22 protein-coding genes, 1 tRNA gene, 1 other RNA gene and 1 pseudogene are annotated in these 20,361 nt (G+C 32.3%); 12 read left to right on the top strand and 13 right to left on the bottom strand.

What is annotated here, in order from left to right:
• The first annotated feature begins 248 nt into the window (after nucleotides 1-248).
• On the top strand, nucleotides 249-1,397 hold the full coding sequence (locus C8P67_RS07735; protein WP_115812077.1) for a PepSY-associated TM helix domain-containing protein: 1,149 nt from the start codon (nucleotides 249-251) through the stop codon (nucleotides 1,395-1,397).
• Between the two features lie 310 nt (nucleotides 1,398-1,707).
• Here the strand turns inward: C8P67_RS07735 and C8P67_RS07730 are convergent.
• The 6 genes and pseudogenes from C8P67_RS07730 to C8P67_RS07705 all read right to left on the bottom strand — a co-directional run bounded on the left by C8P67_RS07730 (nucleotide 1,708) and on the right by C8P67_RS07705 (nucleotide 4,594).
• Nucleotides 1,708-1,788 (bottom strand) — tRNA-Tyr (locus C8P67_RS07730).
• Between the two features lie 172 nt (nucleotides 1,789-1,960).
• Nucleotides 1,961-2,347: pseudogene (locus C8P67_RS07725) on the bottom strand (TlpA family protein disulfide reductase); the annotation flags it as partial.
• 18 nt (nucleotides 2,348-2,365) lie between these two features.
• Nucleotides 2,366-3,121: a DUF4369 domain-containing protein gene (locus C8P67_RS07720; RefSeq protein ID WP_115812073.1), complete on the bottom strand. Its 756-nt coding sequence runs from the start codon at nucleotides 3,119-3,121 to the stop codon at nucleotides 2,366-2,368.
• Nucleotides 3,122-3,365: 244 nt separating this feature from the next.
• Complete coding sequence (locus C8P67_RS07715) at nucleotides 3,366-3,584, bottom strand: hypothetical protein (RefSeq protein WP_115812071.1); 219 nt, start codon at nucleotides 3,582-3,584, stop codon at nucleotides 3,366-3,368.
• Between the two features lie 157 nt (nucleotides 3,585-3,741).
• Complete coding sequence (locus C8P67_RS07710; RefSeq protein ID WP_115812070.1) at nucleotides 3,742-4,182, bottom strand: KTSC domain-containing protein; 441 nt, start codon at nucleotides 4,180-4,182, stop codon at nucleotides 3,742-3,744.
• A 169-nt stretch (nucleotides 4,183-4,351) separates the two neighbouring features.
• Nucleotides 4,352-4,594: a hypothetical protein gene (locus tag C8P67_RS07705; RefSeq protein WP_115812068.1), complete on the bottom strand. Its 243-nt coding sequence runs from the start codon at nucleotides 4,592-4,594 to the stop codon at nucleotides 4,352-4,354.
• A gap of 241 nt (nucleotides 4,595-4,835) precedes the next feature.
• On the opposite strand from C8P67_RS07705, the gene C8P67_RS07700 reads away from it, so the two are divergent.
• Nucleotides 4,836-5,384 (top strand): hypothetical protein, encoded by a 549-nt coding sequence (locus C8P67_RS07700; protein ID WP_115812066.1) that lies wholly within the window; start codon nucleotides 4,836-4,838, stop codon nucleotides 5,382-5,384.
• Here C8P67_RS07700 and C8P67_RS07695 read toward each other — a convergent pair.
• On the bottom strand, nucleotides 5,374-5,775 hold the full coding sequence (locus C8P67_RS07695) for a response regulator (RefSeq protein WP_115812064.1): 402 nt from the start codon (nucleotides 5,773-5,775) through the stop codon (nucleotides 5,374-5,376). The genes C8P67_RS07700 and C8P67_RS07695 overlap by 11 nt on opposite strands.
• A complete protein-coding gene (locus tag C8P67_RS07690) occupies nucleotides 5,772-8,594 on the bottom strand; it encodes a PAS domain S-box protein (protein WP_115812062.1) in 2,823 nt (940 codons plus the stop codon). Before C8P67_RS07690 ends, C8P67_RS07695 begins: the two co-directional genes overlap by 4 nt.
• A gap of 211 nt (nucleotides 8,595-8,805) precedes the next feature.
• Here C8P67_RS07690 and C8P67_RS22075 point away from each other — a divergent pair, with 211 nt between their 5' ends.
• The 7 genes from C8P67_RS22075 to C8P67_RS07660 all read left to right on the top strand — a co-directional run bounded on the left by C8P67_RS22075 (nucleotide 8,806) and on the right by C8P67_RS07660 (nucleotide 13,220).
• A complete protein-coding gene (locus C8P67_RS22075) occupies nucleotides 8,806-8,958 on the top strand; it encodes a hypothetical protein (protein WP_170141427.1) in 153 nt (50 codons plus the stop codon).
• Nucleotides 8,959-8,968: 10 nt separating this feature from the next.
• Complete coding sequence (locus C8P67_RS07685) at nucleotides 8,969-9,202, top strand: hypothetical protein (RefSeq protein WP_115812060.1); 234 nt, start codon at nucleotides 8,969-8,971, stop codon at nucleotides 9,200-9,202.
• Nucleotides 9,203-9,205: 3 nt separating this feature from the next.
• Entirely contained in the window at nucleotides 9,206-9,586 is a 381-nt protein-coding gene (locus C8P67_RS07680; protein ID WP_115812058.1) for a YchJ family protein, read from the top strand.
• 15 nt (nucleotides 9,587-9,601) lie between these two features.
• Nucleotides 9,602-9,940, top strand: coding sequence for a hypothetical protein (locus C8P67_RS07675; RefSeq protein ID WP_115812056.1), 339 nt, complete (start codon nucleotides 9,602-9,604; stop codon nucleotides 9,938-9,940).
• Between the two features lie 15 nt (nucleotides 9,941-9,955).
• A complete protein-coding gene (locus C8P67_RS07670) occupies nucleotides 9,956-10,390 on the top strand; it encodes an META domain-containing protein (RefSeq protein WP_115812054.1) in 435 nt (144 codons plus the stop codon).
• 203 nt (nucleotides 10,391-10,593) lie between these two features.
• Nucleotides 10,594-11,712, top strand: a complete 1,119-nt coding sequence (locus tag C8P67_RS07665; RefSeq protein ID WP_115812752.1) for a vWA domain-containing protein — start codon at nucleotides 10,594-10,596, stop codon at nucleotides 11,710-11,712.
• 44 nt (nucleotides 11,713-11,756) lie between these two features.
• Complete coding sequence (locus C8P67_RS07660; protein ID WP_115812053.1) at nucleotides 11,757-13,220, top strand: MoxR family ATPase; 1,464 nt, start codon at nucleotides 11,757-11,759, stop codon at nucleotides 13,218-13,220.
• Nucleotides 13,221-13,348: 128 nt separating this feature from the next.
• Here the strand turns inward: C8P67_RS07660 and C8P67_RS07655 are convergent, their stop codons facing one another.
• Nucleotides 13,349-13,648, bottom strand: coding sequence for a hypothetical protein (locus C8P67_RS07655; protein ID WP_115812051.1), 300 nt, complete (start codon nucleotides 13,646-13,648; stop codon nucleotides 13,349-13,351).
• A 119-nt stretch (nucleotides 13,649-13,767) separates the two neighbouring features.
• Here C8P67_RS07655 and rnpB point away from each other — a divergent pair.
• Together rnpB and C8P67_RS07645 are read left to right on the top strand one after the other, a co-directional pair.
• Nucleotides 13,768-14,089: RNase P RNA component class A (rnpB, locus tag C8P67_RS07650), an RNA gene on the top strand.
• A gap of 39 nt (nucleotides 14,090-14,128) precedes the next feature.
• Complete coding sequence (locus C8P67_RS07645) at nucleotides 14,129-14,527, top strand: DoxX family protein (RefSeq protein ID WP_115812049.1); 399 nt, start codon at nucleotides 14,129-14,131, stop codon at nucleotides 14,525-14,527.
• On the opposite strand, the gene C8P67_RS07640 is transcribed toward C8P67_RS07645, so the two are convergent.
• Both C8P67_RS07640 and C8P67_RS07635 read right to left on the bottom strand, forming a co-directional pair.
• Nucleotides 14,520-15,206, bottom strand: coding sequence for a response regulator transcription factor (locus C8P67_RS07640; protein ID WP_115812047.1), 687 nt, complete (start codon nucleotides 15,204-15,206; stop codon nucleotides 14,520-14,522). The genes C8P67_RS07645 and C8P67_RS07640 overlap by 8 nt on opposite strands.
• A 10-nt stretch (nucleotides 15,207-15,216) precedes the next feature.
• Entirely contained in the window at nucleotides 15,217-16,575 is a 1,359-nt protein-coding gene (locus tag C8P67_RS07635) for a sensor histidine kinase (RefSeq protein ID WP_115812045.1), read from the bottom strand.
• A gap of 131 nt (nucleotides 16,576-16,706) precedes the next feature.
• On the opposite strand from C8P67_RS07635, the gene C8P67_RS07630 reads away from it, so the two are divergent.
• The gene (locus tag C8P67_RS07630; RefSeq protein WP_115812043.1) at nucleotides 16,707-18,833 is read left to right on the top strand and encodes an outer membrane beta-barrel family protein; all 2,127 of its coding nucleotides are present in this window, start codon (nucleotides 16,707-16,709) and stop codon (nucleotides 18,831-18,833) included.
• A 51-nt stretch (nucleotides 18,834-18,884) separates the two neighbouring features.
• Here C8P67_RS07630 and C8P67_RS07625 read toward each other — a convergent pair whose 3' ends face one another.
• Nucleotides 18,885-19,487, bottom strand: coding sequence for an RsmD family RNA methyltransferase (locus C8P67_RS07625; protein ID WP_115812041.1), 603 nt, complete (start codon nucleotides 19,485-19,487; stop codon nucleotides 18,885-18,887).
• Nucleotides 19,484-20,296, bottom strand: coding sequence for a DUF3822 family protein (locus tag C8P67_RS07620; protein WP_115812039.1), 813 nt, complete (start codon nucleotides 20,294-20,296; stop codon nucleotides 19,484-19,486). Before C8P67_RS07620 ends, C8P67_RS07625 begins: the two co-directional genes overlap by 4 nt.
• Nucleotides 20,297-20,361 lie beyond the last annotated feature (65 nt).

The raw sequence follows: 20,361 nt of genomic DNA, 5'->3' as shown, positions 1-20,361 counted from the left end.
ACAATTTGTTTTTATTTTTTACCTAAATTTAATTAAGAATGAATAAAAATAATATATTTTTGCGCGGAATTTGCAAGCCAATAATTATAAAAAATTCTTTAAGTAATCTTTTAAGTTTTATAAGCCGCTTTTGTATTGCAGGAAACACCACACTGGTGGATAAAATAAGAACATCAAAGATGAGTACAGAAATTTCACTGATCAATAAAAATGTTGGGTGAACTTTCTAAAAAATTTATTAAAAAAAAATGAGGAAGATTTTTAGTAAAATACACCTATGGCTTGGTCTTGTGACAGGTCTGATAGTGTTTATAAGTATGCTTTCAGCAAGTCTCTTTGTCTGGGACGAAGAACTTTGTTTATGGTATCACAATGAAAAGTATTATGTGCCTGAGGTCAAAAATACTATTCTGCCTTTAGACAGACTTTATTCTATTGTTAAGCAAAAACATCCTGATGCAGATTACATTGAAATCAGCAGAGATCCACAGAGAAGTTACCATTTCACCACTTATGTAGAAAATACTAAACCGCATTGGACTGCGGCAGATGATTACGAAATTTACAGCTATATTTTTATTGACCAATATACAGGAAAAGAGTTAGGAGAAGTAGATTTAAAATATGATTGGATATTTAATTTGAGAGTTCTGCATCAAAATTTACTGCTTGCCTATGATATTGGACATTATTTGGTTGGATTTTCTACATTATTCATCTTTATTTTAGTCATTACGGGTATTTACTTATGGTGGCCAAAAAATAAAGCAGCATTAAAGCAGAGAGTTTGGTTTCGCTGGAAAAAAACTACAAAATGGAAACGCAAAAATTATGATATTCACAATATCAGTGGTATATATACTTTTTTACTTATTTTAATTTTTGCCGCTACTGGGCTTGTCTGGACCTTTGAGTGGTGGACAAATGGAATTTATGTTCTTTTAGGAGATGACCCTGAAAAGGTCTGGAGTAAAACACCTGCAATAAGCAAAGAGAATTCTAATAAAATTGTTGATCCGTTACAGTATATTGTAACTGATATTAAGGTAAAAGTTCCAAATTGGTCGGCTATAGGGTTATCACTTCCAGAAAAACTGGATGGAGTTTCAGTACCTGTTAATTCATTTATAAAACATTCAGGTGCTTCAGGATGGGATGAGTCGGATGTTTACATTTATAATAGTGGAACAGCTGAAAATTATTCTACAGTTAGGCATGAGGATAAAACGCTTGGAGCAAAGTGGAGAAACAGTAATTATGCTATTCATACAGGTAGTATCTATGGATTCCCTACTAAAATTTTAGCATCATTTGTTTCTTTATTTTGTGCTTTTCTTCCTGTTAGCGGCTTTTTAATTTGGTGGGGAAGGATTAAGAAAAATAAGTTTCGAACCTAAGTTTGGCTGATCTTGATTTTGCTGGACTTTTAGTTTTGAAAAATTGTTTGTGCCACGATTCTGACACAAAACTTATACGAGTGAAATATCTTTAAAAACCGCCTTAACTTTTTGTGGCAAAATTAGAGGCAGCTCCAACGCCGATGTGCCACGATTTTGCCACAGAAACTTTGAGCGTTTTTATAAAATTTGAAAAGTGCAGAAAATAAAAAAAACCTGCAAATCCTAGGATTTGCAGGTTTTACCACGTTTTTTATGGGTTTTTGAAAAGATTGAAAAACTTTCGTTTTAGTCTCTTTTACCCTTTTTGTGGGGAGAGCAGGATTCGAACCTGCGAAGTTCACACAGCAGATTTACAGTCTGCCCTCGTTGGCCGCTTGAGTATCTCCCCAGGCCTTAATGGGTAACGGTTATTGCGTTATCCGGGTGCAAATATAGCCACAGTTTTTAGTTCTGCAAACTTTTTTTGAACTTTATTTTAGTATTATTTTTAATGTATTGGTATTGAATAAAATAAAAAATCTCCACTAGGGAGATTTTTTATTTTTGAATACTAAAAAGGATTATTTCCCAAGTAATTCTATGATTTTTGCTTTAAGTTCATCACCTCTTAAATCTTGTGCAACGACATTTCCTGACTGGTCAAGAATAAATGTTGCAGGAATTGATTCTACTTTATACTGCATTGCAATAGGATCTGACCAGCCTTTAAGATTTGAAACCTGTGTCCATGTTAATTTGTCTTTGGCAATAGCTTCTTTCCATTTTACCGGATTTTCATCTAGAGAAACACCTATTATATTAAGACCTTTTGAATGAAGTTCATTATAAATAGCGACTACATTTGGATTTTCTCTTCGGCATGGACCACACCATGATGCCCAAAAATCAACAATCGTTACTTTTCCTAAACTTTCTTTAAGGCTGATTGTTTTGCCTTCTGTATTAGGAGCAGAAAATTCTGTTCTTCATTTAGCTGCAGGACCGGCTGGAGCTGCAGGAGTACCAGCTGAAGGAGTTTTTAATTCAGCAAGTTTTGTTTTTACAGCTTTACCAGGTTTAGAGTTTTTTAATGACTCATCAAGCTCATTGAACATAGTTTCAATTTTTTTAGAATCTACAGAAGGGTCATTACTCATTCCTTGAATAATTAATACACTGATAAAAGATTTTGGATGAGATTTTGCATAATCCTCATATTTTGATTTTGAAGAAGCACCAATTTCAGTTTGGATTTTAGTATATTCTTTCATCAAGCCATTGATAGTAGCAGTATCTTTAGTTTGTTGAGCTGTCTGCATTTTTTGCATGTTAGCTGACTGAAAGTCCATTAAAGGTTTTTGTATCTTAGTAATCTCTTCATTAAATTTCACATACTCGTCATTACTGTAAGTACCTGAAATCTTAGATTTTTGAATAGTATCTTTGTTTACAACAACAGTAATATCACCATTTTCTAAGATGAATGGAATTTTACCTTGTGCTCCCTCGATTTGTAACATGTGAAAAGATGGTTCAGTTACTTTTCCTTTGATTTCAAATTTGCCATTTTCTATTTTTACTGTATCTACAGCAATTAATCCCATTCCTTTCTCATCTTGAGTTTCTAGGATAACTGTTTTTCCATTTTCAAATCCAGCAGCAGTTCCTGAGATAGTGTATTTGTCTTTGCTACAAGATGTAAGTAAAGCTGTAGCGGTAAGAAATAAAATAATTTTTTTCATTTTTATTAGTTAATTGTTTTTAAGGTTACAAAAGTATTTAAAATTATATACTAACAATAACTTTAGAGCCTAAATTTATGTTATAATTTTCTAGTATTTGCAGTGATTTAAAACTAGAAAACCTGTGTTATAATTTTATGATAATTAAAATTTTAAGCCGCTCTAAACTTCTAAAGTGAGCTTCTTTTTTGGAAGATAAAAGTATTTTTTCTTAATAGGCTGCTTTTTTTAATGGTTATAAAAATTAAGAGTTATATTCAGGTAAATGAGATTCAATATGCTCAATTTCATTTTGAGTTATGGTGATATCTAAATTTACGCCTCGCAGGTCTTTGTGCAAATAAGAACATACGGGGTTTTCTTTTAATTTTAAATCGATTTCAGCTTTTATTTCTTTTAGCCTCTCAATTGTTTTCAAAGCATTTTCATACTGCTTATGATAGTTGTTGATATTGTCATTCATTTTTTGTGGTTAAGTTAATTTTGGGTTTGCTAATTTATTAAAAAACCTGTTAAAAAAATGTTAACTATAATCTATTTTGGGTTTTCATTATTTTACTGTATAAAACAAAAAAAAACACCCTGAATAAGGGTGTTTCTCTAAATATTTTTACTGCTGACTATTCTTGGTTAATTGTTTTTCTCCAAGGGTAAGCATTTAATATATGTCTTTTTGCAAAACGGGTAGGGGAATCTGCATTCACCATTTTGATATAAATAGCTTTTGGTACACTTATGTATTCATATACACTCGCATTAGAGAAATTGATAATCAATCTTCCTTCAACAAATTTATAATCGGTAATTGTTGATGTAGCAATTGTCTCAGTATATTCAGGTAAAAGCTGTTTAATTGTCTCTGCATTGATGCTTACTAAGAAGTGATAAGCTTCAATTATTTTTTTACTGTTTTCTTCAGCTTGCTTTAAACCTTCATCATCACCTTGAAATTTATCAGGATGCGCATCTTTCATCGCATTACGATAAATGGCTTTTAAAGATTTAAGATCTACTGTTTTTTCTACATTAAGTAGTTTGCGGTATTCAACTATTTTTTTCATAAATAAGGTAACTGCTTGTCTTTTACTATTGAACCAAACTAAACTGGTTGAAAATTGACAATTTTTTGCAAAGGTACACTTTTTTTTAACTTTTCAGTTTAGAGCAAAAAAAAAATCAGCAAAAGTGTATTTCCTGATTTTTACGGTGATTTGTTTTGTTAATTTGCTTTTATTCAGCTTTTCTATTGGCTTTGTCGAAGTTTTTAGATTTCTTAGGGTATTTATTGTAACTGATGTCGCTTGGGTTTTCGATAATACTTTTAATGGTTATCCAATCTCCAAGTTCATGTTTTTGAGCCATTTTAAAATCTAAAAGATATTCTCCACAAAAGTAGTTTTTGTTTTCGTCCTGTTCCATTATACCTGTGAAAACACCTTTTTGCGGCATTTTATTGTCTGCTGATTTAGTCATACTCTTTTATATTTTATCTTAAATTCTGTCGCAAAGTTACATAATTAATGGAAACTAAAAACAGATTGATACTATGATTGCTTTTGATATTCTAGAATGGCAGGAAGTTGAGTTTGATTAATACCCGTCTGCGGGCAATGTACAGAAACAGTATTCCAAAGCAGTTTCTATAAAAGAAAACGGAATTTTAGATTTAGCAGTTGATTTGGCAGTTAATGAAGTTTGTGATTATCTTTGGCACATGGAAAAATTGTTTCGTCCTAGTCCAAAATCTTTCAAAAATACATTCTGTGTTTTTCATGAAGTACTGCCCGAAGAGATTGCAGGAATGAAGGTACAGTATGACAGCAAATCGGGGAGCAAGTACTTTTATACCAAGGAAGGTATGTACCGCTTGTCGAATCATTGGGGTCGTCTGGCTAACAGCAAATGGCGGTTAGAACCCATGGAACCAGAGACCGAATCAAAGTTTAAAATAGGTTTTGCGTCTTGGAATGAATTCTATCCTGATAATGCTGAAGAAGAATTATATTATCTGCAGGCCGATTTTGAAAAGAAAAAAGTAAACTATCAGCATAGAAATAATCCTGAATATGATGGTAAAGCTGTACTTAGAACCAGCTTTGCGACAGGAAAAAAGATCAAACAGATTAGGAATTTATTTGATCTCTCTTCATGGGCAAAGTATTTTGATTATGATGATATTGATGAATTGCGAAAAGAAATTATCAATGAATTAATTTTCTCCAATAGAACATTGGAAGAAATTAAGAGAGAGCTTAATCAATAAAAGGCGCTGTTATTAATTTTAAATCGTCATTATTAAGTGGCTTTACTAAATAGTCGATTATCTCTGAATAATTCTTTGCTTTGTTTTTATCCTCCACAGCTATAGAAGAACTTACAATATATATGTGTATACCTTCATTAATCTGGTTTTTTAGAAGAGTTATTTCATCCATAAATTCCCAGCCGTCCATAATTGGCATATTAATATCTAAAAGTATAATATTAGGAAGAGTATCTTTTTCTTCTAATCTTTTTTTGAATTCATCTATAGCTTCTTTTCCATTTTTGAAGCTTAAAATAGCTAAAAGTAATTCTGATTTTTTAATCATTTTACTCACAATAATTTGATAAATAGGATCATCGTCAACAACCCATATTGATATTTGCTTCATAAAATTTCGATTTTAAAGGTTGTTCCCTGGTCTAGTTTACTTTCTACAGTAATTGTTCCTCCCATTGCTTCAATTTGATTTTTCGTAATAAATAAGCCAACTCCTTTTGACGCCTTATCATTAGTAAAGGTTTTATAAAGACCAAAAATTTTATTCCCGTATTTTTCCAGATTAATACCTATTCCGTTATCCGAAATTTTAAGGGTATTTTTATTCTTTTTTACAATCCATTCTAATTGAATATGCGGCTTTCTGTCCGGATGGCTGAAACGGATTGCATTTGAAATAAGATTATATAAGATGCTTTCCAAATAAGCTGGATTATAATTAATTAACAGATCCTTCGGTATTAAGTTAGTAATTTTAACTTCTTTTGAAAGTATTTGTTTAGAAAAAACTTTCATGACATTCTCTACACATTCATTTAAGTTCAATGATTCTGATACTAAACTTATATTCGTGCGTATGTCAATCACTTCATTCAAATGAATCATTGTCTCGTTAAGTAATGCCGATACAGAAACAAGCAGATCCATTAACTGTTTTTTTTCCTGTTCTGTTTCAGCATCTTCAATTAATGAAACAATTGATGCAATATTGCTGGTGTGAGATCTCAGATTATGAGAAATTATATAAGAGAAGTTTAAAAGTCTTTCATTTTGCTTGGATACCAGATTGAATGAGTTATTGAGGTCGTTTTCTACATTTTTAGCTTTTGTAATATCAATCATTATTCCGTGGAGACTTGTCGCTTTTCCGTTTTGGAAAACAATATTCACCATGTCCCGTAGCCATATTACAGATCCGTCTTTGCAAATCATTCTATATTCGAAGTCATGATTTAAAAGTTCACTGCTTTTTTTTGTACAGTATTCAAGCGTCCAAGCTCTGTCTTCGGGATGGATGTGTTCTGTCCAAAAATTAGGATTTTCCAGCCATTCTTCCGAAGTGTAGCCTAAAATCTGTTCTACTTTTTTGCTGACAAAAGTAAATCTGAAAGTTTCAATACAGCATTCCCAGACAATTCCATCGATAGTATTTATTAGTGATTCAACTTTTTGCTGAGAAGCAATAATTAATTTTTCATGTTCTTTTCTAAAAGTAATGTCTTCAGTCGAAATAATCATTCGGTCCATTGTTTTTTCATGACCTTTTATTGGATTCCATCTAAAGGCAATATCTATAGATTCGCCATTTCCGTTTTTGATTTTAGAATCATAAGATAATTGATTGTTGTTTTGGGTAATTGCTAACAACTGGTTTTCAAAATCTCTTAAAGTAACTTCATCAAGCACTTGCCTTAAGTTGTTTGCTAATAATTGTTTAGATTTTATCTGAAGCAGTTTTAGACATTTGTAATTGACAGCAATAATTTTGACAAGAGTGAAGCATTTATATACAGCTTCTTGATTTTCCTTTAAATAATTGATCACAAAAGAAGGCTCTTTGTTAATTAAATTCAAACTGATAAGATGGTTCTTTACCAGCGATAAATCAACTTCCCAAAGCGGCACAGGAGAGTTTTTAAATAAACTTTTGAATTGTTTCTCGCTTTCTTTTAGCTCGTCCAGAATTTGCTTCTGCAAAGTTATATCTTCTACAATTGCAATATTTGTATCCAGTTTTTCATTTATTCCAGATAGAGATGATACAATTAAATTAGCCCAGACAGTTTTTCCATCTTTAGTAATGTACCGTTTTTTTAAAGCATAATTAGCATTTTCGCCATCAATAAAATCTTGGGTTACAGATTCATCCACGGCCAGATCTTTAGGATGTGTTATCGAATGATAACTTTTCGACTTCATTTCCTGCTCTTCATAACCAATTATTTCACAGAACTTTTTATTGATTTCTATAAAATCTCCATTATCATTTTTAACCAATGCAATTCCTACAGGAGCCTGATCAAAAATAGTTTTAAACTTTATTTCGCTGTCTAAAAGCAATTGCTGCAGCCGTATTGGCCGATCCAGTAAAATTGTTATCAAAACACCCAGTAGTATGGCCAAAGAATAGCCTAAAATGGAGGGTAAAAAAAGTGTCGAATAATTATTAGTATCATTTTTCTCAATTAAATATAAGATCCAATTGCCATCTGGAATTCTTTCAGAAATATATCGGCTGTTGTTGTCCTTGTTTTTTCCTCCTAAAAAAAACTCCTCTTTTAATGTATTTGGGTTTACTTTTGAAATTTGAAAATAATATTTATTAGTGTCTATGGAATTTACCCTGGACATTTTTAATAAAGTATCTAATTTGATAATAACTGCAGAAAAACCCCAGAATTTATTTCTTTTATAAATAGGCAGCCTGCCAACAATACCAGTGCCTCCCTGTACTAAATTTAGTGGACCGGCAAAATACATTTTTTTATTTTTTATGGATTCTAAAGCTTCTTTTTTGAGAAGAGGGGAATTAAGAAGATTTAGATTTAATGCAGATTCATTTCCTTTTAAAGGATAAACATATTTGATTATTCCATTAGGCACTAACTGCACCGCATTAATACATTTATTTGAAGCTAAAAGTTTTGAACTTATAGATTCAAAATTATCTGGAATACCGTTATCATCGATTGTTAATGCGAGTGTGAGGGTAGTAGTATAACAGCTCTTGAGATTTTGATCAATATTTTGATGCAGAATATCAAGTGTAGTCTGCATCTCATAATTTTTATTCTTAATGATGATTTGAACACTTTGAAAAATCAGAAGGGATACACCAAAAGCTAATACGAGGAAAAATAAAAATCCAACAGTCTTGGGTCTATTTAAAAACCATCGGAAATAATCAGGCCATTTATTTTGAGCTTCCATAAGTTTTATAAATAAATGTAAAAAAAGATTGCAATCCAAACTAATTGCGAAATTTCAAACAATAAAGATATTAATAATAGTTTAAACGATAAAAAGCCAGTATAAATTTTAATTAGCTCTAAAAGCATACGGCAAATGTTAAATAGTTGTTCTGATTTAAATAATAAAGCCGAAATTTGTACGCAGAAATTAATTTTAGATATAAAATGCTATGAGCAGAAATAATGAAGGAAATATCAAAAAACATAATGATAAATTACATAAAGCCCAGAACAAAGCAAAAAAAGCTGAAATGGACCGTAAAGAAAAATTAAAACAAATTACTAAAAAGTTCAATGAAGATAAAGCTTCAAAGAATATATAAATATTTTGAAATGGATACAGGCAAATTTGACGAATTAAAAAGCGGAGTTCAGGAAATTATAGATTTTATTGCAAATAAAAATGCAAAAGAAGCTTCTAATAAATTAGCGGAAGTAAGCGAAGAACTAGACGAAATTTTGGATCATACAGATGAAGATGAAGATTTGAGAGAGATTAGTAAATTTCAGGTTTTATTAAATCAATTGCAGCAAAAAATAGTGCTGCTAAAAGCACAGCTTAATTAAATCATGACTGCTGAAAATTGCTATTGCGGTTCTGACAAACCTTTTGAATCATGCTGTCATCTTTACATCAGCAGAATCGAAAAAACACCAACTGCTTTAGCCTTAATGAAATCACGTTATGCTGCGTATGCTGCTCATCAGGCTGATTATTTATTGGCAACGACGCATATTTCAGAAAGAAAATATTATTCAAGAGAAGAAATTTTGAAATGGGCTGTTTCCAATAAATGGCAAAAACTGGAAATTATATCGTTTACTGAAGACACAGTAGAATTTAAAGCCTATTATAAAGACGAAAATAATGCTGATCAAGTCCACTATGAGCTGTCATCTTTTAAAAAAGAGAATGACGGCTGGTTTTATTTAGACGGAAAATTCAAATAACCTTACAATAGATTTATGATAAAAGGAATTCAATTTGTAATGATTGCATTGTTTTTTATTGGCTGTAAAAGTAATCCGCTCATTTCAAATGTGGCTGAAAACAACGAGCCGTCCCTAGCTTATAAACAGCAGATAGAAAATTTAGAGAAAGGGTTTTATTTCAGAGGTAATGGAAATGAACCTGATTGGAGTTTAAAAATATCTGAAAAAACTATCAAGTTTACTTCTTTAAAACAGGGTTATGAAACTTTGACAGCTGACCATGCTGAACCAATTCGAGCTATGGATGCCAGTGTAAAAATGTATCGAGTTCCGATAGTTGGCGGTACTATGATAATACAAATTATGCAGTAGGAGTGCATTAATACAATGTCTGGTGATAAATTACCGTACTCTGTTAGAATAGAAATTGTAAAAGAGGGTCAATCAATAAAATTATCTGGATGCGGGAATTATATCACCGATTTCAGGTTACATGATATTTGGGTTTTAGAAAAACTCAATGGAGAAATTGTCACCTCAGAAAATTTCGCCCGAGAATTACCAAATCTTGAAATAAACAGCATTTCCAATACATTTATGGGGTTTGCGGGCTGTAATAGAATGAATGGAACTATTTTCTTTGAAAAAGGACTGCTTCGTTTCACTGATGTAGTAACGACAAAAATGGCTTGTGGTGAAAATAATAAAGAAGTTGTTTTTCTAAAAACCTTGCAAAGCACAACTCACTATAAAGTAGAAAACCTGCGGTTAACACTTACCAATTCTTCAGGTAATAAATTGGTTTTTAAAAAAGTAGATTGATTTTAAAAACATTAATTTGTTTTTTACCATTAAGATATTAAGTTTCATTAAGCTTTATGTTTCTTAATATCTTAATGGTTAAAAAAAAAAGCAAAGCGATATAAATCTTATGGTAGCATTCACTTTTTAATAGCCTCCCTTTTAACTTAAAATTATAAATCGTTTGTTGTTTGTTCATTTAAAAATAATCTAAATTTATGATTATGAACAATACGACAAAAAAAGGTTTTTATTTTAAGACTTACGAAGCTCCGTTTCAATCACCGTTTGATAAACTTTTTGCAATTTTCAAAGAGCTTATCACACACACATCGGGTGATTTTGATGAAGCTATAAGCTGGTTGCGGGAATTGGACAAAGAATACAAATTAACCGATTCCAGTTACACCATCGACGACTTTATTGAAGACTTAAAGAAAAAAGGTTACATCCGTGAGGAACTGAAAGATGACGGAACTTCTGGAACAGGAATTACTGCCAAAACAGAGCGGGCCATCAGACAGCAGGCTTTGGAAACTATTTTTGGAAATTTAAAAAAATCGGGAGCGGGTAATCACAAAACTAAGCATTTAGGAAATGGAGACGAGCATACTGGAGAATTTCGGGAATTTCATTTCGGAGATGTATTAGAGCGTATTTCGCTTACAGAAAGTCTACGCAATGCCCAAATCAACAATGGTGTATCCGATTTTATACTCACTGAGAATGATCTGGTGGTTGAAGAAACCCAATATAAATCTCAAATGAGTACAGTTTTAATGATTGACATCAGTCACAGTATGATTTTGTATGGTGAAGACCGTATTACTCCCGCCAAGAAAGTTGCAATGGCATTAGCCGAATTAATCACCACCCGCTATCCAAAAGACACGCTGGACATATTAGTTTTTGGAAATGATGCTTGGCGGATTTCTATTCAGGATTTACCGTATTTAAAAGTAGGTCCCTATCACACCAATACCGTTGCTGGTTTGCAATTGGCAATGGATTTGCTGCGAAGAAAGAAAAACACCAACAAACAGATTTTTATGATTACCGATGGAAAACCAAGCTGCGTCATAGAGAAAGATGGAACCTATTATATGAACAGCAATGGTCTGGACGAATACATTGTAGATAAATGTTATACTCAGGCACAGCAAGCAAGAAAACTGCATATCCCAATCACCACTTTTATGATTGCAAATGATCCTTATCTGCAGCGATTTGTAGATCATTTTACCGAAGCAAATCAGGGAAAAGCTTTTTATACAGGTTTAAAAGGTCTGGGAGAGATGATTTTTCACGATTACGAAACCAATAGAAAGAAAAGAATAAAATAGTATTCAATAGCAATATCAATGGCAAAAAGCAATTTCAATATAACATGAAAATAGAAAACATAAATACTTTAGGAGAATTAAAAAAATCAGGATATTTAAGCAAGAACATCAAAGACGAATTGCGTCATAATTTAAGAGAAAAAATAAAATCAGGAGAACCTACATTCGAAGGAGTTCATGGTTTTGAAAATACTGTAATTCCAGAATTGGAAAGAGCAATTTTGTCACGCCACAATATCAATTTGTTGGGACTTCGCGGACAGGCAAAAACTAGATTGGCACGAAAAATGATCGAATTGCTGGACGAATACATTCCGTATGTAAGTGGTTCTGAAATCAATGACGATCCTTTTCATCCTTTGTCCCGTTTTGCAAAAGATTTAATTGCCGAAAAAGGTGACGAAACTCCAATCTCGTGGCTGCACAGAAGCGAACGTTTTTTTGAAAAGCTCGCTACGCCAGATGTAACAGTAGCCGATTTAATAGGTGATGTTGACCCAATCAAAGCTGCCAATTTAAAACTGTCCTACGCCGATGACCGTGTAATTCATTTTGGAATGATTCCGAGAGCGAATCGCTGTATTTTTGTTATTAACGAATTACCCGATCTTCAAGCTCGTATTCAAGTAGCTTTATTTAATATTCTGCAGGAAGGCGACATACAAATTCGCGGTTTCAAGCTTAGAATGCCTCTTGATATGCAGTTTGTCTTTACCGCAAATCCCGAAGATTACACCAATAGAGGAAGTATTGTCACACCTTTGAAAGACAGAATCGGCTCCCAAATATTGACGCATTATCCGCAGGACATCCATGTCGCCAAAACGATAACTGCGCAGGAAGCCAAGCTTGATACTGCTCAAAGTGATTCTGTTTATGTTCCTTCTTTAGCAAAAGATTTATTGGAGCAAATCAGTTTTGAAGCCCGCGAAAGCGAATTCATTGATAATAAAAGCGGTGTCAGCGCAAGATTGAGCATTACGGCTTATGAAAACTTATTGAGTACTGCAGAACGCCGTGCCTTGCTATCAGGAACAGACAAAACAACTTTGCGTTTATCAGATTTTATGGGAGTAATTCCATCAATAACTGGTAAAGTCGAATTGGTTTACGAAGGAGAGCAGGAGGGAGCTTCATTTGTAGCACAGCGTTTAATTAGCGATTCGATTCATACCTTATTTCCTGCTTATTTTCCAAAAATAGAAAAACTGGAAAAGCAGGGAGAAAAAAATACCTATTCGGATATTTTGGATTGGTTTTTCACCGAAAGCGGTTTTGAATTATTAGACGACTGCTCAGATAACGAATACAAATCGATTTTAGACAGCATAACGCCTCTCGATAAATTAATCGATAAATACCAGCCCAACTTTGACAAAAAGGACCGCGATTTTATGAAAGAATTTGTATTGTGGGGATTAGTCGAGTACAAAAAACTCAGCAAAGACCGTGTATCAGTAGGGTATCAGTTCAGAGATATTTTCGGAAGTTATATCAGCAGATTGTAATGAATTTTGAAACTTTACTAAGTTGAAAATTCCAAACTAAATTATTTAAATACAATTTTTTGAAAAGACGCCAAGTCGCAAAGAAAATCGATTTAAACTTTGTGGCTTGGCGTCTTTGCTAGAATAAATTATTGATATTTATTTTCTATATATAATTTTTCTAAAATCAATCGTGCTTCATTATCGGAATTGGCCGAAAAGCCAGCCACAAAAACACCTTTAATTCCAGCATTGGAAATTATTCCATAGACAATCGATTCTTCATCGGGATCTGAATCGCCCTCATAACGATAAATGTGCACTACCGAATAGTGATTGGGATTCTCAACTATTGCTTCAGGATTGAGGTTAAAATCGTGATGAAATCCTTTGCTTTTCAAATCCTGCAAGGCTTCCAAAACAGTGGTATAATGATAAGTCGGCTTCATAATTCGAAATAATGATAGTTATATTTAAAGGTAAACATTTTATTTATAAGACATTACAAAACACTTGTTAAAGTAAAATCTGAAATTTTGATAAACCTTGATTATTATTGTAGATTTGCATCGCAGACCGCCTTATCGTCGTTCCGATTCATCGGGAGGGAGGAAAGTCCGGACACCATAGAGAAGCATAACGGGTAACACCCGTCGGTTCGGGAAACCGGATTAGGACAAGTGCAACAGAAAGTATGTACAGGTAATGCTGTAGTGAAACCAGGTAAACTCTATGCGGTGAAATATCAAGTATATCAGCATTTAAGGGTTTCTCGTCCGTTGCTGAAGGGTAGATAGCTTGAGTCTTGGAGTAATTCAAGATCTAGATAAATGATAAGGTATCGTTAGCAATAGCGAGAACAGAATCCGGCTTATAGGTCTGCTTTTTTTACTTTTTACGCGTTTTTTAGTATTTTAGTAAAAAAAAATATGAAAAACTTTCCTTTTCCATCACTTTCACAATCACTTTTACTTTTTAGAATACTACTTCCTTTGTTTTTTGTAGCTCATGCCGTTACAAGAATTGCCAACGGGACAATAGATCGGTTTGCCGGTTTTTTAGCTACAAAAGGATTCTTTGCAACTACTGTAATGGTTTGGGGAATTACAGCTTATGAAATTATTGGAGGAATAGCACTAGCCTTTGGTTATTATAAAAAATATTTATCACTTGGTTTTATCTTAATGCTGATAATGGGAAATATAATCATTCATTATGAAAATGGATGGTGGGTAGGCGAGCATGGTGAAGGAGGAATGGAATACAGTTGTGCGCTAATTCTGGGACTTATTGTTATTGCTTCAACTGAAAAAGAATCTATTAAATAATAATTTTAAATTCCAATCCAATATTCCGGACGCTTTCAATACTTATTCTGGAATCATCTTTGAAATATTTTCGAATTTTACTTATGTATACATCCATACTTCTGCCCGAAAAGAAATCATCATTACCCCAAATCGTTTTTAAAATCTGTTCTCTTTTTATCATCTGATTTTTATGGGTGTAAAAGAAATGAATTAAACTCGCTTCTTTTTCAGTCAGCTGCTGAGTTGAAGTATCATTTTTTAGGCTGAGCCTTTTTGTATCAAATACATAAACACCAATCTGCACTTCATCAGCTGTTTTCGGAAAATGGTTTTGACTGCTTCTTTTTATGATATTATTCAGGCGTAAAACAAGTTCGTCCGCTTCAAAAGGCTTTACGATATAATCATCGGCACCTAATTTCAAACCAATTATTTTGTCTTCTTTTAATTTTCTGGCGGTTAGAAAAATAAAAGGAATTTCGGGATTGATTGCAATGATTTTTTCGGCAAGGGTAAAGCCGTCCATTTTTGGCATCATTACATCAAAAACACAAATGTCAAAAGCTTTTGTTTGGAACAGCTGCAATGCTTCTTCGCCATTTTCTGCCCAAGTGATTTCAAATTGGTGCAATTCTAAATATTGTTTTAGAATCCCGGCAAAATCAGGATCGTCTTCGGCTAAAAGTATTTTTTTCAACGGAAAATAATTAAACTTTAAACATAATAGTAAATTCCGAACCCTTTCCTAAATCACTTATGACTCCAATAGTACCTTGATGCGCTTTGATGATTTGATTTACATAATAAAGTCCTAAGCCTAATCCTTTTGCATTATGTAAATTACCTTGTTCGACTCTGTAAAACTTATCAAACAACAACGAATGTTTACTTCTTGAAATTCCAATCCCATCATCTTTTATACTGATGTTAAATTGGTTTTTGACTAATTCGGTTTTAATGGTAATGGTGTTACTTCCATATTTAACAGCATTTTCGAACACATTTAAAATAGCTGTTGTCAAATGAAATTTATCCAAAACCAAAAATGTTTCTTCAGTATTAAATTGCGTTTGAAGCGTAACTTTTGGAAACGCAACCTTAAAATCGGCAATAATAACTTTCAGAAAAGATTCTGCCATGATTTTTTCTTTTTGCAGTTCAATCTCGTTTTCTCCCAGCGAATTAGCCATTACCTGATCAATTAAATTTTGCAGGCGATTATTTTGGCGTGAAATTGTGTTCAAAATACTATCGAATTGTTCGTCATTTTCGCGAATATCCTTTCGTTCCAGTATTTTGGTCGAAATTCCCAAAGTTGTCAAAGGAGTTTTGAGTTCGTGGGTGATATTATTGATAAAATCGGTTTTGACATCACTTACTTTCTTTTGTTTTATTAATGCTTTTATCGCAATAACAAAAAGAGTTATCAAAGTAAGAATGGATACCAATGACAGTAATAAAACCATTTTCATCCTTTCAAAAATAATCATCTCCCAATCGGCTACAGAAACATACATGGCGTCTTCGGTGAGTAATTTATAATCTTTCAGTATTGAAGAGCCATTTGTCGTACTCACATAATTTCTGACTAAAAATGCATTGTCCAAAGACTTTAAATGACCAAACATTTTGTTCTGTATAAGAGGTTTTTCTGAAAAAATAGTATCACTTTTTTTAAGACTATTATATATGACAAATTTGTTCAGAACTATAGCAAAATCAATGTCGATATTTGGAAAATCTCGTTTAAATCTAAGTTGTATTTTTCGGGTTAATGGGTCGCTGGATTCATTTTCAATTGCGATGTTTTTAATGTCAATTTTTGATTTTTTAGACAAAACATAATTTTGTGCCAATTGATTGTAAAGCAATTCCTTTTTGTTCACGTATGCCGAATCAATATCGCTGAACTCATTGGTTATTTTGGCAATATTCTCTTTGATTTCGGAGTGAAATTGAGCCACTTTGTAATCATAAGTGGTTTTTACCAAATAGCATTGCACGATGGATAAAGTAACCAGAGCGATTACCGAAAATGCGATTAATAAATTGATTCTCTTGTTCATTCGATAAAAAAATTATGCTCAAAAATAATTCTTTTATTATTCAAATTCGTCATTAACCCTGCATTAACCTTCGATTAACTTATAGAAGGTGTTTTTAGACTCATTTTTGCAATTCTCAAAATTTGCAATTTATGTTATCAGTGAAAAATAGATTAGAATTTAAAAACACAATTAGTATTATTTGCCTAATAATTTCAGCCTTTGGATTTGCACAAAACACAATCGAAAAAGACAGTATATCTAATAAATTGACCGAAGTAGTTGTCACCAAAGAAAAGAAAATGTTTACCACTAAAAATGGTAATATCAAAGTTGATGTGGCTAACTCGATTCTTAATTCAGTTCCAAACACATTGGATTTGTTATCAAAATTACCCAATGTTACCATCAGCGCCGACAAGGAAAACATCACTCTTATTGGAAAAGGAACTCCCTTAATTTATATGGATAATCAAAAAATTGGAATGAACGATTTGAATGCTTTGTCTGTTGATGACATAAAAAGCATCGAAATCATCAATAATCCATCCTCAAAATACGAAGCTGAAGGGAGAGCCGTTATTTTGATTACCCGAAAGTTCAGTAAAAAAGAAGGTTCACAGACAACTATAACTGAGGTAGCTTCCTTTAAGAAAGAATTTAATAATTACCTCGGGATAAATTCAAGTTTCAAAAAGAATAAACTTGAATGGAAAGCCAATTTCAATTACAATAAATTAAGTCCTTGGGAAAGCCACAGCATCGATTATCTGATTCCTGATGAAGATATTATTTCCAATTATAATGTTGCTACCGCAAATACCAAAAGGAAGCAGTATATTTTTGGAGGAGGTCTTTTTTATAAAATTAATGAAGAAGACTATTTTTCGATTAATATGAATGGTAAGCTGCAAAGCGAACCTTTCGACATCAACACCACATCCTACAACAAGAACGGTGACGTAGAAAATAATGTGATAACCTACAGTCACAATAAGAGTCAGAAGAATTTTATCAATTCATTTGTCAATTATTCGAAGAAAATAAAATCGATAGATACACAGTTATTTACAGGTTTTCAATATTCCGCTTTTGATCAGGATTCAGAAGCTTTCGTGCAGAATAATTATAATGAAACTCAATTTGAAAAGACACAAAACAGTGATCAAAAATTTAAAGTGAATGTATTTTCCGGAAGAATTGATCTCGAAAAGAAATTTAAAAATGAAATTAAACTTGAGTATGGAGGGCTTTATTTATCAGCTGATGCTCGAACTGATTTCGAAACTTTAAACTTTGAAAGCAATAGTACTATCAGTTCGGTTTATGATTTCGACGAGAAAAATAGTGCTGGATATGCGCAATTATCTGGAAATTTAAAAAAGATTGGCTATTCAGTTGGGTTTAGAGTTGAGAACACTGATATCGAGGGAAAATTCAGGAATGATGATTTGCCTTTAATTAAAAAGAATTATACCGATTTTTTCCCGAAAGTTCAGTTTGACATCCCGATTGACAGTACAAAATCGGTAACACTAAATTATTCGAAAAGTATTTCAAGACCTAATTATTCATCGACAAGCCAGGGAGCCACTTATATCAATCCGTATTATTTATATTCCAGGAATATTAATTTAGATCCAATCATCAATAATCAAATTTCGTCCAGTTTTCAATACAAAGACAAATCGGTGAAACTCAGTTATTATGTAAACAAAGATCCTGTTTACAGTAGCTTTGTATTTGATAATCAAAATAATATACTGACTTTTAAAGAAGTTAATTTTGAAAAAGAATCAGGATTTAATTTAGAATTTAGTTTACCATTTACATATAAAATCTGGACATCAACCAATAGTTTAAGCTGTATATTGAACAAAATCGAAGATGATTCGGCACTGTTTATGGAATCAAAACCGTATTTGTATTATTATTCAAACAATGAATTTAAACTGCCAAAAGACTATTCGTTTGTACTGACGGCCTATGGTGTAACCGATCAAAAAGAAGGAGTTTTCGAAAGAAAAGCTTGGTTCATAATGAATTTAGGAGTTTCTAAAACATTTTTTTCCAATTGGAACTGTACTTTGAGTTACAATGATATTTTTAAAAATACGATTTATGAAGAACAATTTACGATAAATAACATTAGTTCAAAAGCCAGGTATTTGGTTGATGCACATGAAATTTCCATAGCAGTCAAATATTCTTTTGGAAAAATAAAATCTACAGAGTTTAAAGAAAAAGATATTGATGAGAACTCCAATAGAATCAGATAAATAAAAAAAAATCCCTTGAATTCCAAGGGATTTTTTTTATATTTAGATAAATTAGCCTTCGTCTTCTTCGGTAGTTTTATTATCTGATTCATCTCCAATCTCTTCCTCTTCAGTAGAATCCAATTCGAAGAAACTAAAAATAGAACCGCCGTAACTTTTCTGAAAAGAAAAATTTATCAGATGATCTAGTTTGGTATATTTTGAATGTTCAATAATCATCATCCCTTCATCATTCAATAATCCTTTTTCGAAAATTGAAAGTACAATTTTTTCAAAAGTTTTTTGGTCTAAACCATAAGGAGGATCGGCAAAAATAATATCGTAAGCCGTTTTGTTTTTGTCTATAAAAGCAAACACATCACTTTTAATCGCCGCAATATCAAAATCATATTCGGCTGCGACTTGCTTAATAAATTTCACACAGCCAAAATCACCATCTACAGAAGTAATTGGAGAACTTCCTCTCGAAGCAAACTCGTAACTGATATTTCCTGTTCCAGCAAATAAATCCAGCACTTTCAAGCCTTCAAAACTAAAATGATTGTTCAAAACATTAAACAATGCTTCCTTGCTCATATCAGTCGTAGGTCGAACAGGCAGTCCTTTTGGCGGAAAAATGCGTCTTCCTTTGTATTTTCCAGATATGATTCTCATGAGTTAAAAAGTATAAAATGCTGCAGATTTTGTCCTGCTGAGAAAGTATTGTTTTTTTGTAAATCGCTTGTATCCAGAAAAGATACATTTCGAATATATTTGAAGGCAATTTTATAAAAATCATCTTCTTCGGAAATGGCACCCAATAATTCAAGCTTGAAACTTTCGGGATTCATATTCAATTGTTCGGCTGTAAAGAGCAGATAGTAAATAAAATCTTCAGGAGTTTTGTATTCAAATGAATTGAATAAAAGTAATTTCTGATTCTGAATTACAATAATTTCAAAATGTCCAGGATTAAAATGAACGATCATTTTCTTAGTGTCATTGTTTTTGGAAACATCCAAAAGCTTTGAAACTAAAATCGTGTTGGCATGCTTGTAATCGAAAGAACCAAATTGGTCTATGAAGAAATTATTGATATTGACATAAGGAATATAAACCGCATTCATCTGATAATTAGTGATTTCATCAAATGCAAAAAAATCGGTTTCAAAAACTTTGGTGTTGTATTGCAAATAACTGCCAAGGAAATTTTCGTCAAATAGGGCAGTAGGTACAAATGTCGAAAGGTTATTATTATGAATTACCTGAATTTCATCATAACTATCACTCAGTTCCGGATAATTTCTAAAAGCATCCGAAAACAATTCCTCAATCTTGGTCGATTTATGAAACGTATCAAATTTAATCTCATTTATCGAAACAATTCTGTTGTGAAGCGTATCAAAACAACAAAAAGAAAGTCCCGTCAGCGAAACTTGTAACGAGAGTTTTTTATATTTCTTATCTGCTATATTGATATTCATAGGATTTTTTTCAACTATGCAAACTTACAAATTAAAAAACCAATAGCAATATCAATGGCAAAAAT

This window comes from Flavobacterium aquicola, from assembly GCF_003385115.1.
Lineage (GTDB): Bacteria > Bacteroidota > Bacteroidia > Flavobacteriales > Flavobacteriaceae > Flavobacterium > Flavobacterium aquicola.
This window is presented reverse-complemented; position numbering and strand designations above follow the sequence as displayed.

Bases quoted from the DNA above. Each gene is read 5' to 3' on its own strand.
- C8P67_RS07700 (WP_115812066.1), top strand. From the start codon at position 4,836: ATGGAAAAATTGTTTCGTCCTAGTCCAAAATCTTTCAAAAATACATTC.
- C8P67_RS07680 (WP_115812058.1), top strand. From the start codon at position 9,206: ATGACTGCTGAAAATTGCTATTGCGGTTCTGACAAACCTTTTGAATCA.
- C8P67_RS07625 (WP_115812041.1), bottom strand. From the start codon at position 19,487: ATGAGAATCATATCTGGAAAATACAAAGGAAGACGCATTTTTCCGCCA.
- C8P67_RS07630 (WP_115812043.1), top strand. From the start codon at position 16,707: ATGTTATCAGTGAAAAATAGATTAGAATTTAAAAACACAATTAGTATT.
- C8P67_RS07645 (WP_115812049.1), top strand. From the start codon at position 14,129: ATGAAAAACTTTCCTTTTCCATCACTTTCACAATCACTTTTACTTTTT.
- C8P67_RS07655 (WP_115812051.1), bottom strand. From the start codon at position 13,648: ATGAAGCCGACTTATCATTATACCACTGTTTTGGAAGCCTTGCAGGAT.
- C8P67_RS07690 (WP_115812062.1), bottom strand. From the start codon at position 8,594: ATGGAAGCTCAAAATAAATGGCCTGATTATTTCCGATGGTTTTTAAAT.
- C8P67_RS07665 (WP_115812752.1), top strand. From the start codon at position 10,594: ATGAACAATACGACAAAAAAAGGTTTTTATTTTAAGACTTACGAAGCT.
- C8P67_RS07705 (WP_115812068.1), bottom strand. From the start codon at position 4,594: ATGACTAAATCAGCAGACAATAAAATGCCGCAAAAAGGTGTTTTCACA.
- C8P67_RS07620 (WP_115812039.1), bottom strand. From the start codon at position 20,296: ATGAATATCAATATAGCAGATAAGAAATATAAAAAACTCTCGTTACAA.
- C8P67_RS07670 (WP_115812054.1), top strand. From the start codon at position 9,956: ATGTCTGGTGATAAATTACCGTACTCTGTTAGAATAGAAATTGTAAAA.
- C8P67_RS07695 (WP_115812064.1), bottom strand. From the start codon at position 5,775: ATGAAGCAAATATCAATATGGGTTGTTGACGATGATCCTATTTATCAA.
- C8P67_RS07710 (WP_115812070.1), bottom strand. From the start codon at position 4,182: ATGAAAAAAATAGTTGAATACCGCAAACTACTTAATGTAGAAAAAACA.
- C8P67_RS07735 (WP_115812077.1), top strand. From the start codon at position 249: ATGAGGAAGATTTTTAGTAAAATACACCTATGGCTTGGTCTTGTGACA.
- C8P67_RS07660 (WP_115812053.1), top strand. From the start codon at position 11,757: ATGAAAATAGAAAACATAAATACTTTAGGAGAATTAAAAAAATCAGGA.
- C8P67_RS07635 (WP_115812045.1), bottom strand. From the start codon at position 16,575: ATGAACAAGAGAATCAATTTATTAATCGCATTTTCGGTAATCGCTCTG.
- C8P67_RS07715 (WP_115812071.1), bottom strand. From the start codon at position 3,584: ATGAATGACAATATCAACAACTATCATAAGCAGTATGAAAATGCTTTG.
- C8P67_RS07720 (WP_115812073.1), bottom strand. From the start codon at position 3,121: ATGAAAAAAATTATTTTATTTCTTACCGCTACAGCTTTACTTACATCT.
- C8P67_RS22075 (WP_170141427.1), top strand. From the start codon at position 8,806: ATGAGCAGAAATAATGAAGGAAATATCAAAAAACATAATGATAAATTA.
- C8P67_RS07675 (WP_115812056.1), top strand. From the start codon at position 9,602: ATGATAAAAGGAATTCAATTTGTAATGATTGCATTGTTTTTTATTGGC.
- C8P67_RS07685 (WP_115812060.1), top strand. From the start codon at position 8,969: ATGGATACAGGCAAATTTGACGAATTAAAAAGCGGAGTTCAGGAAATT.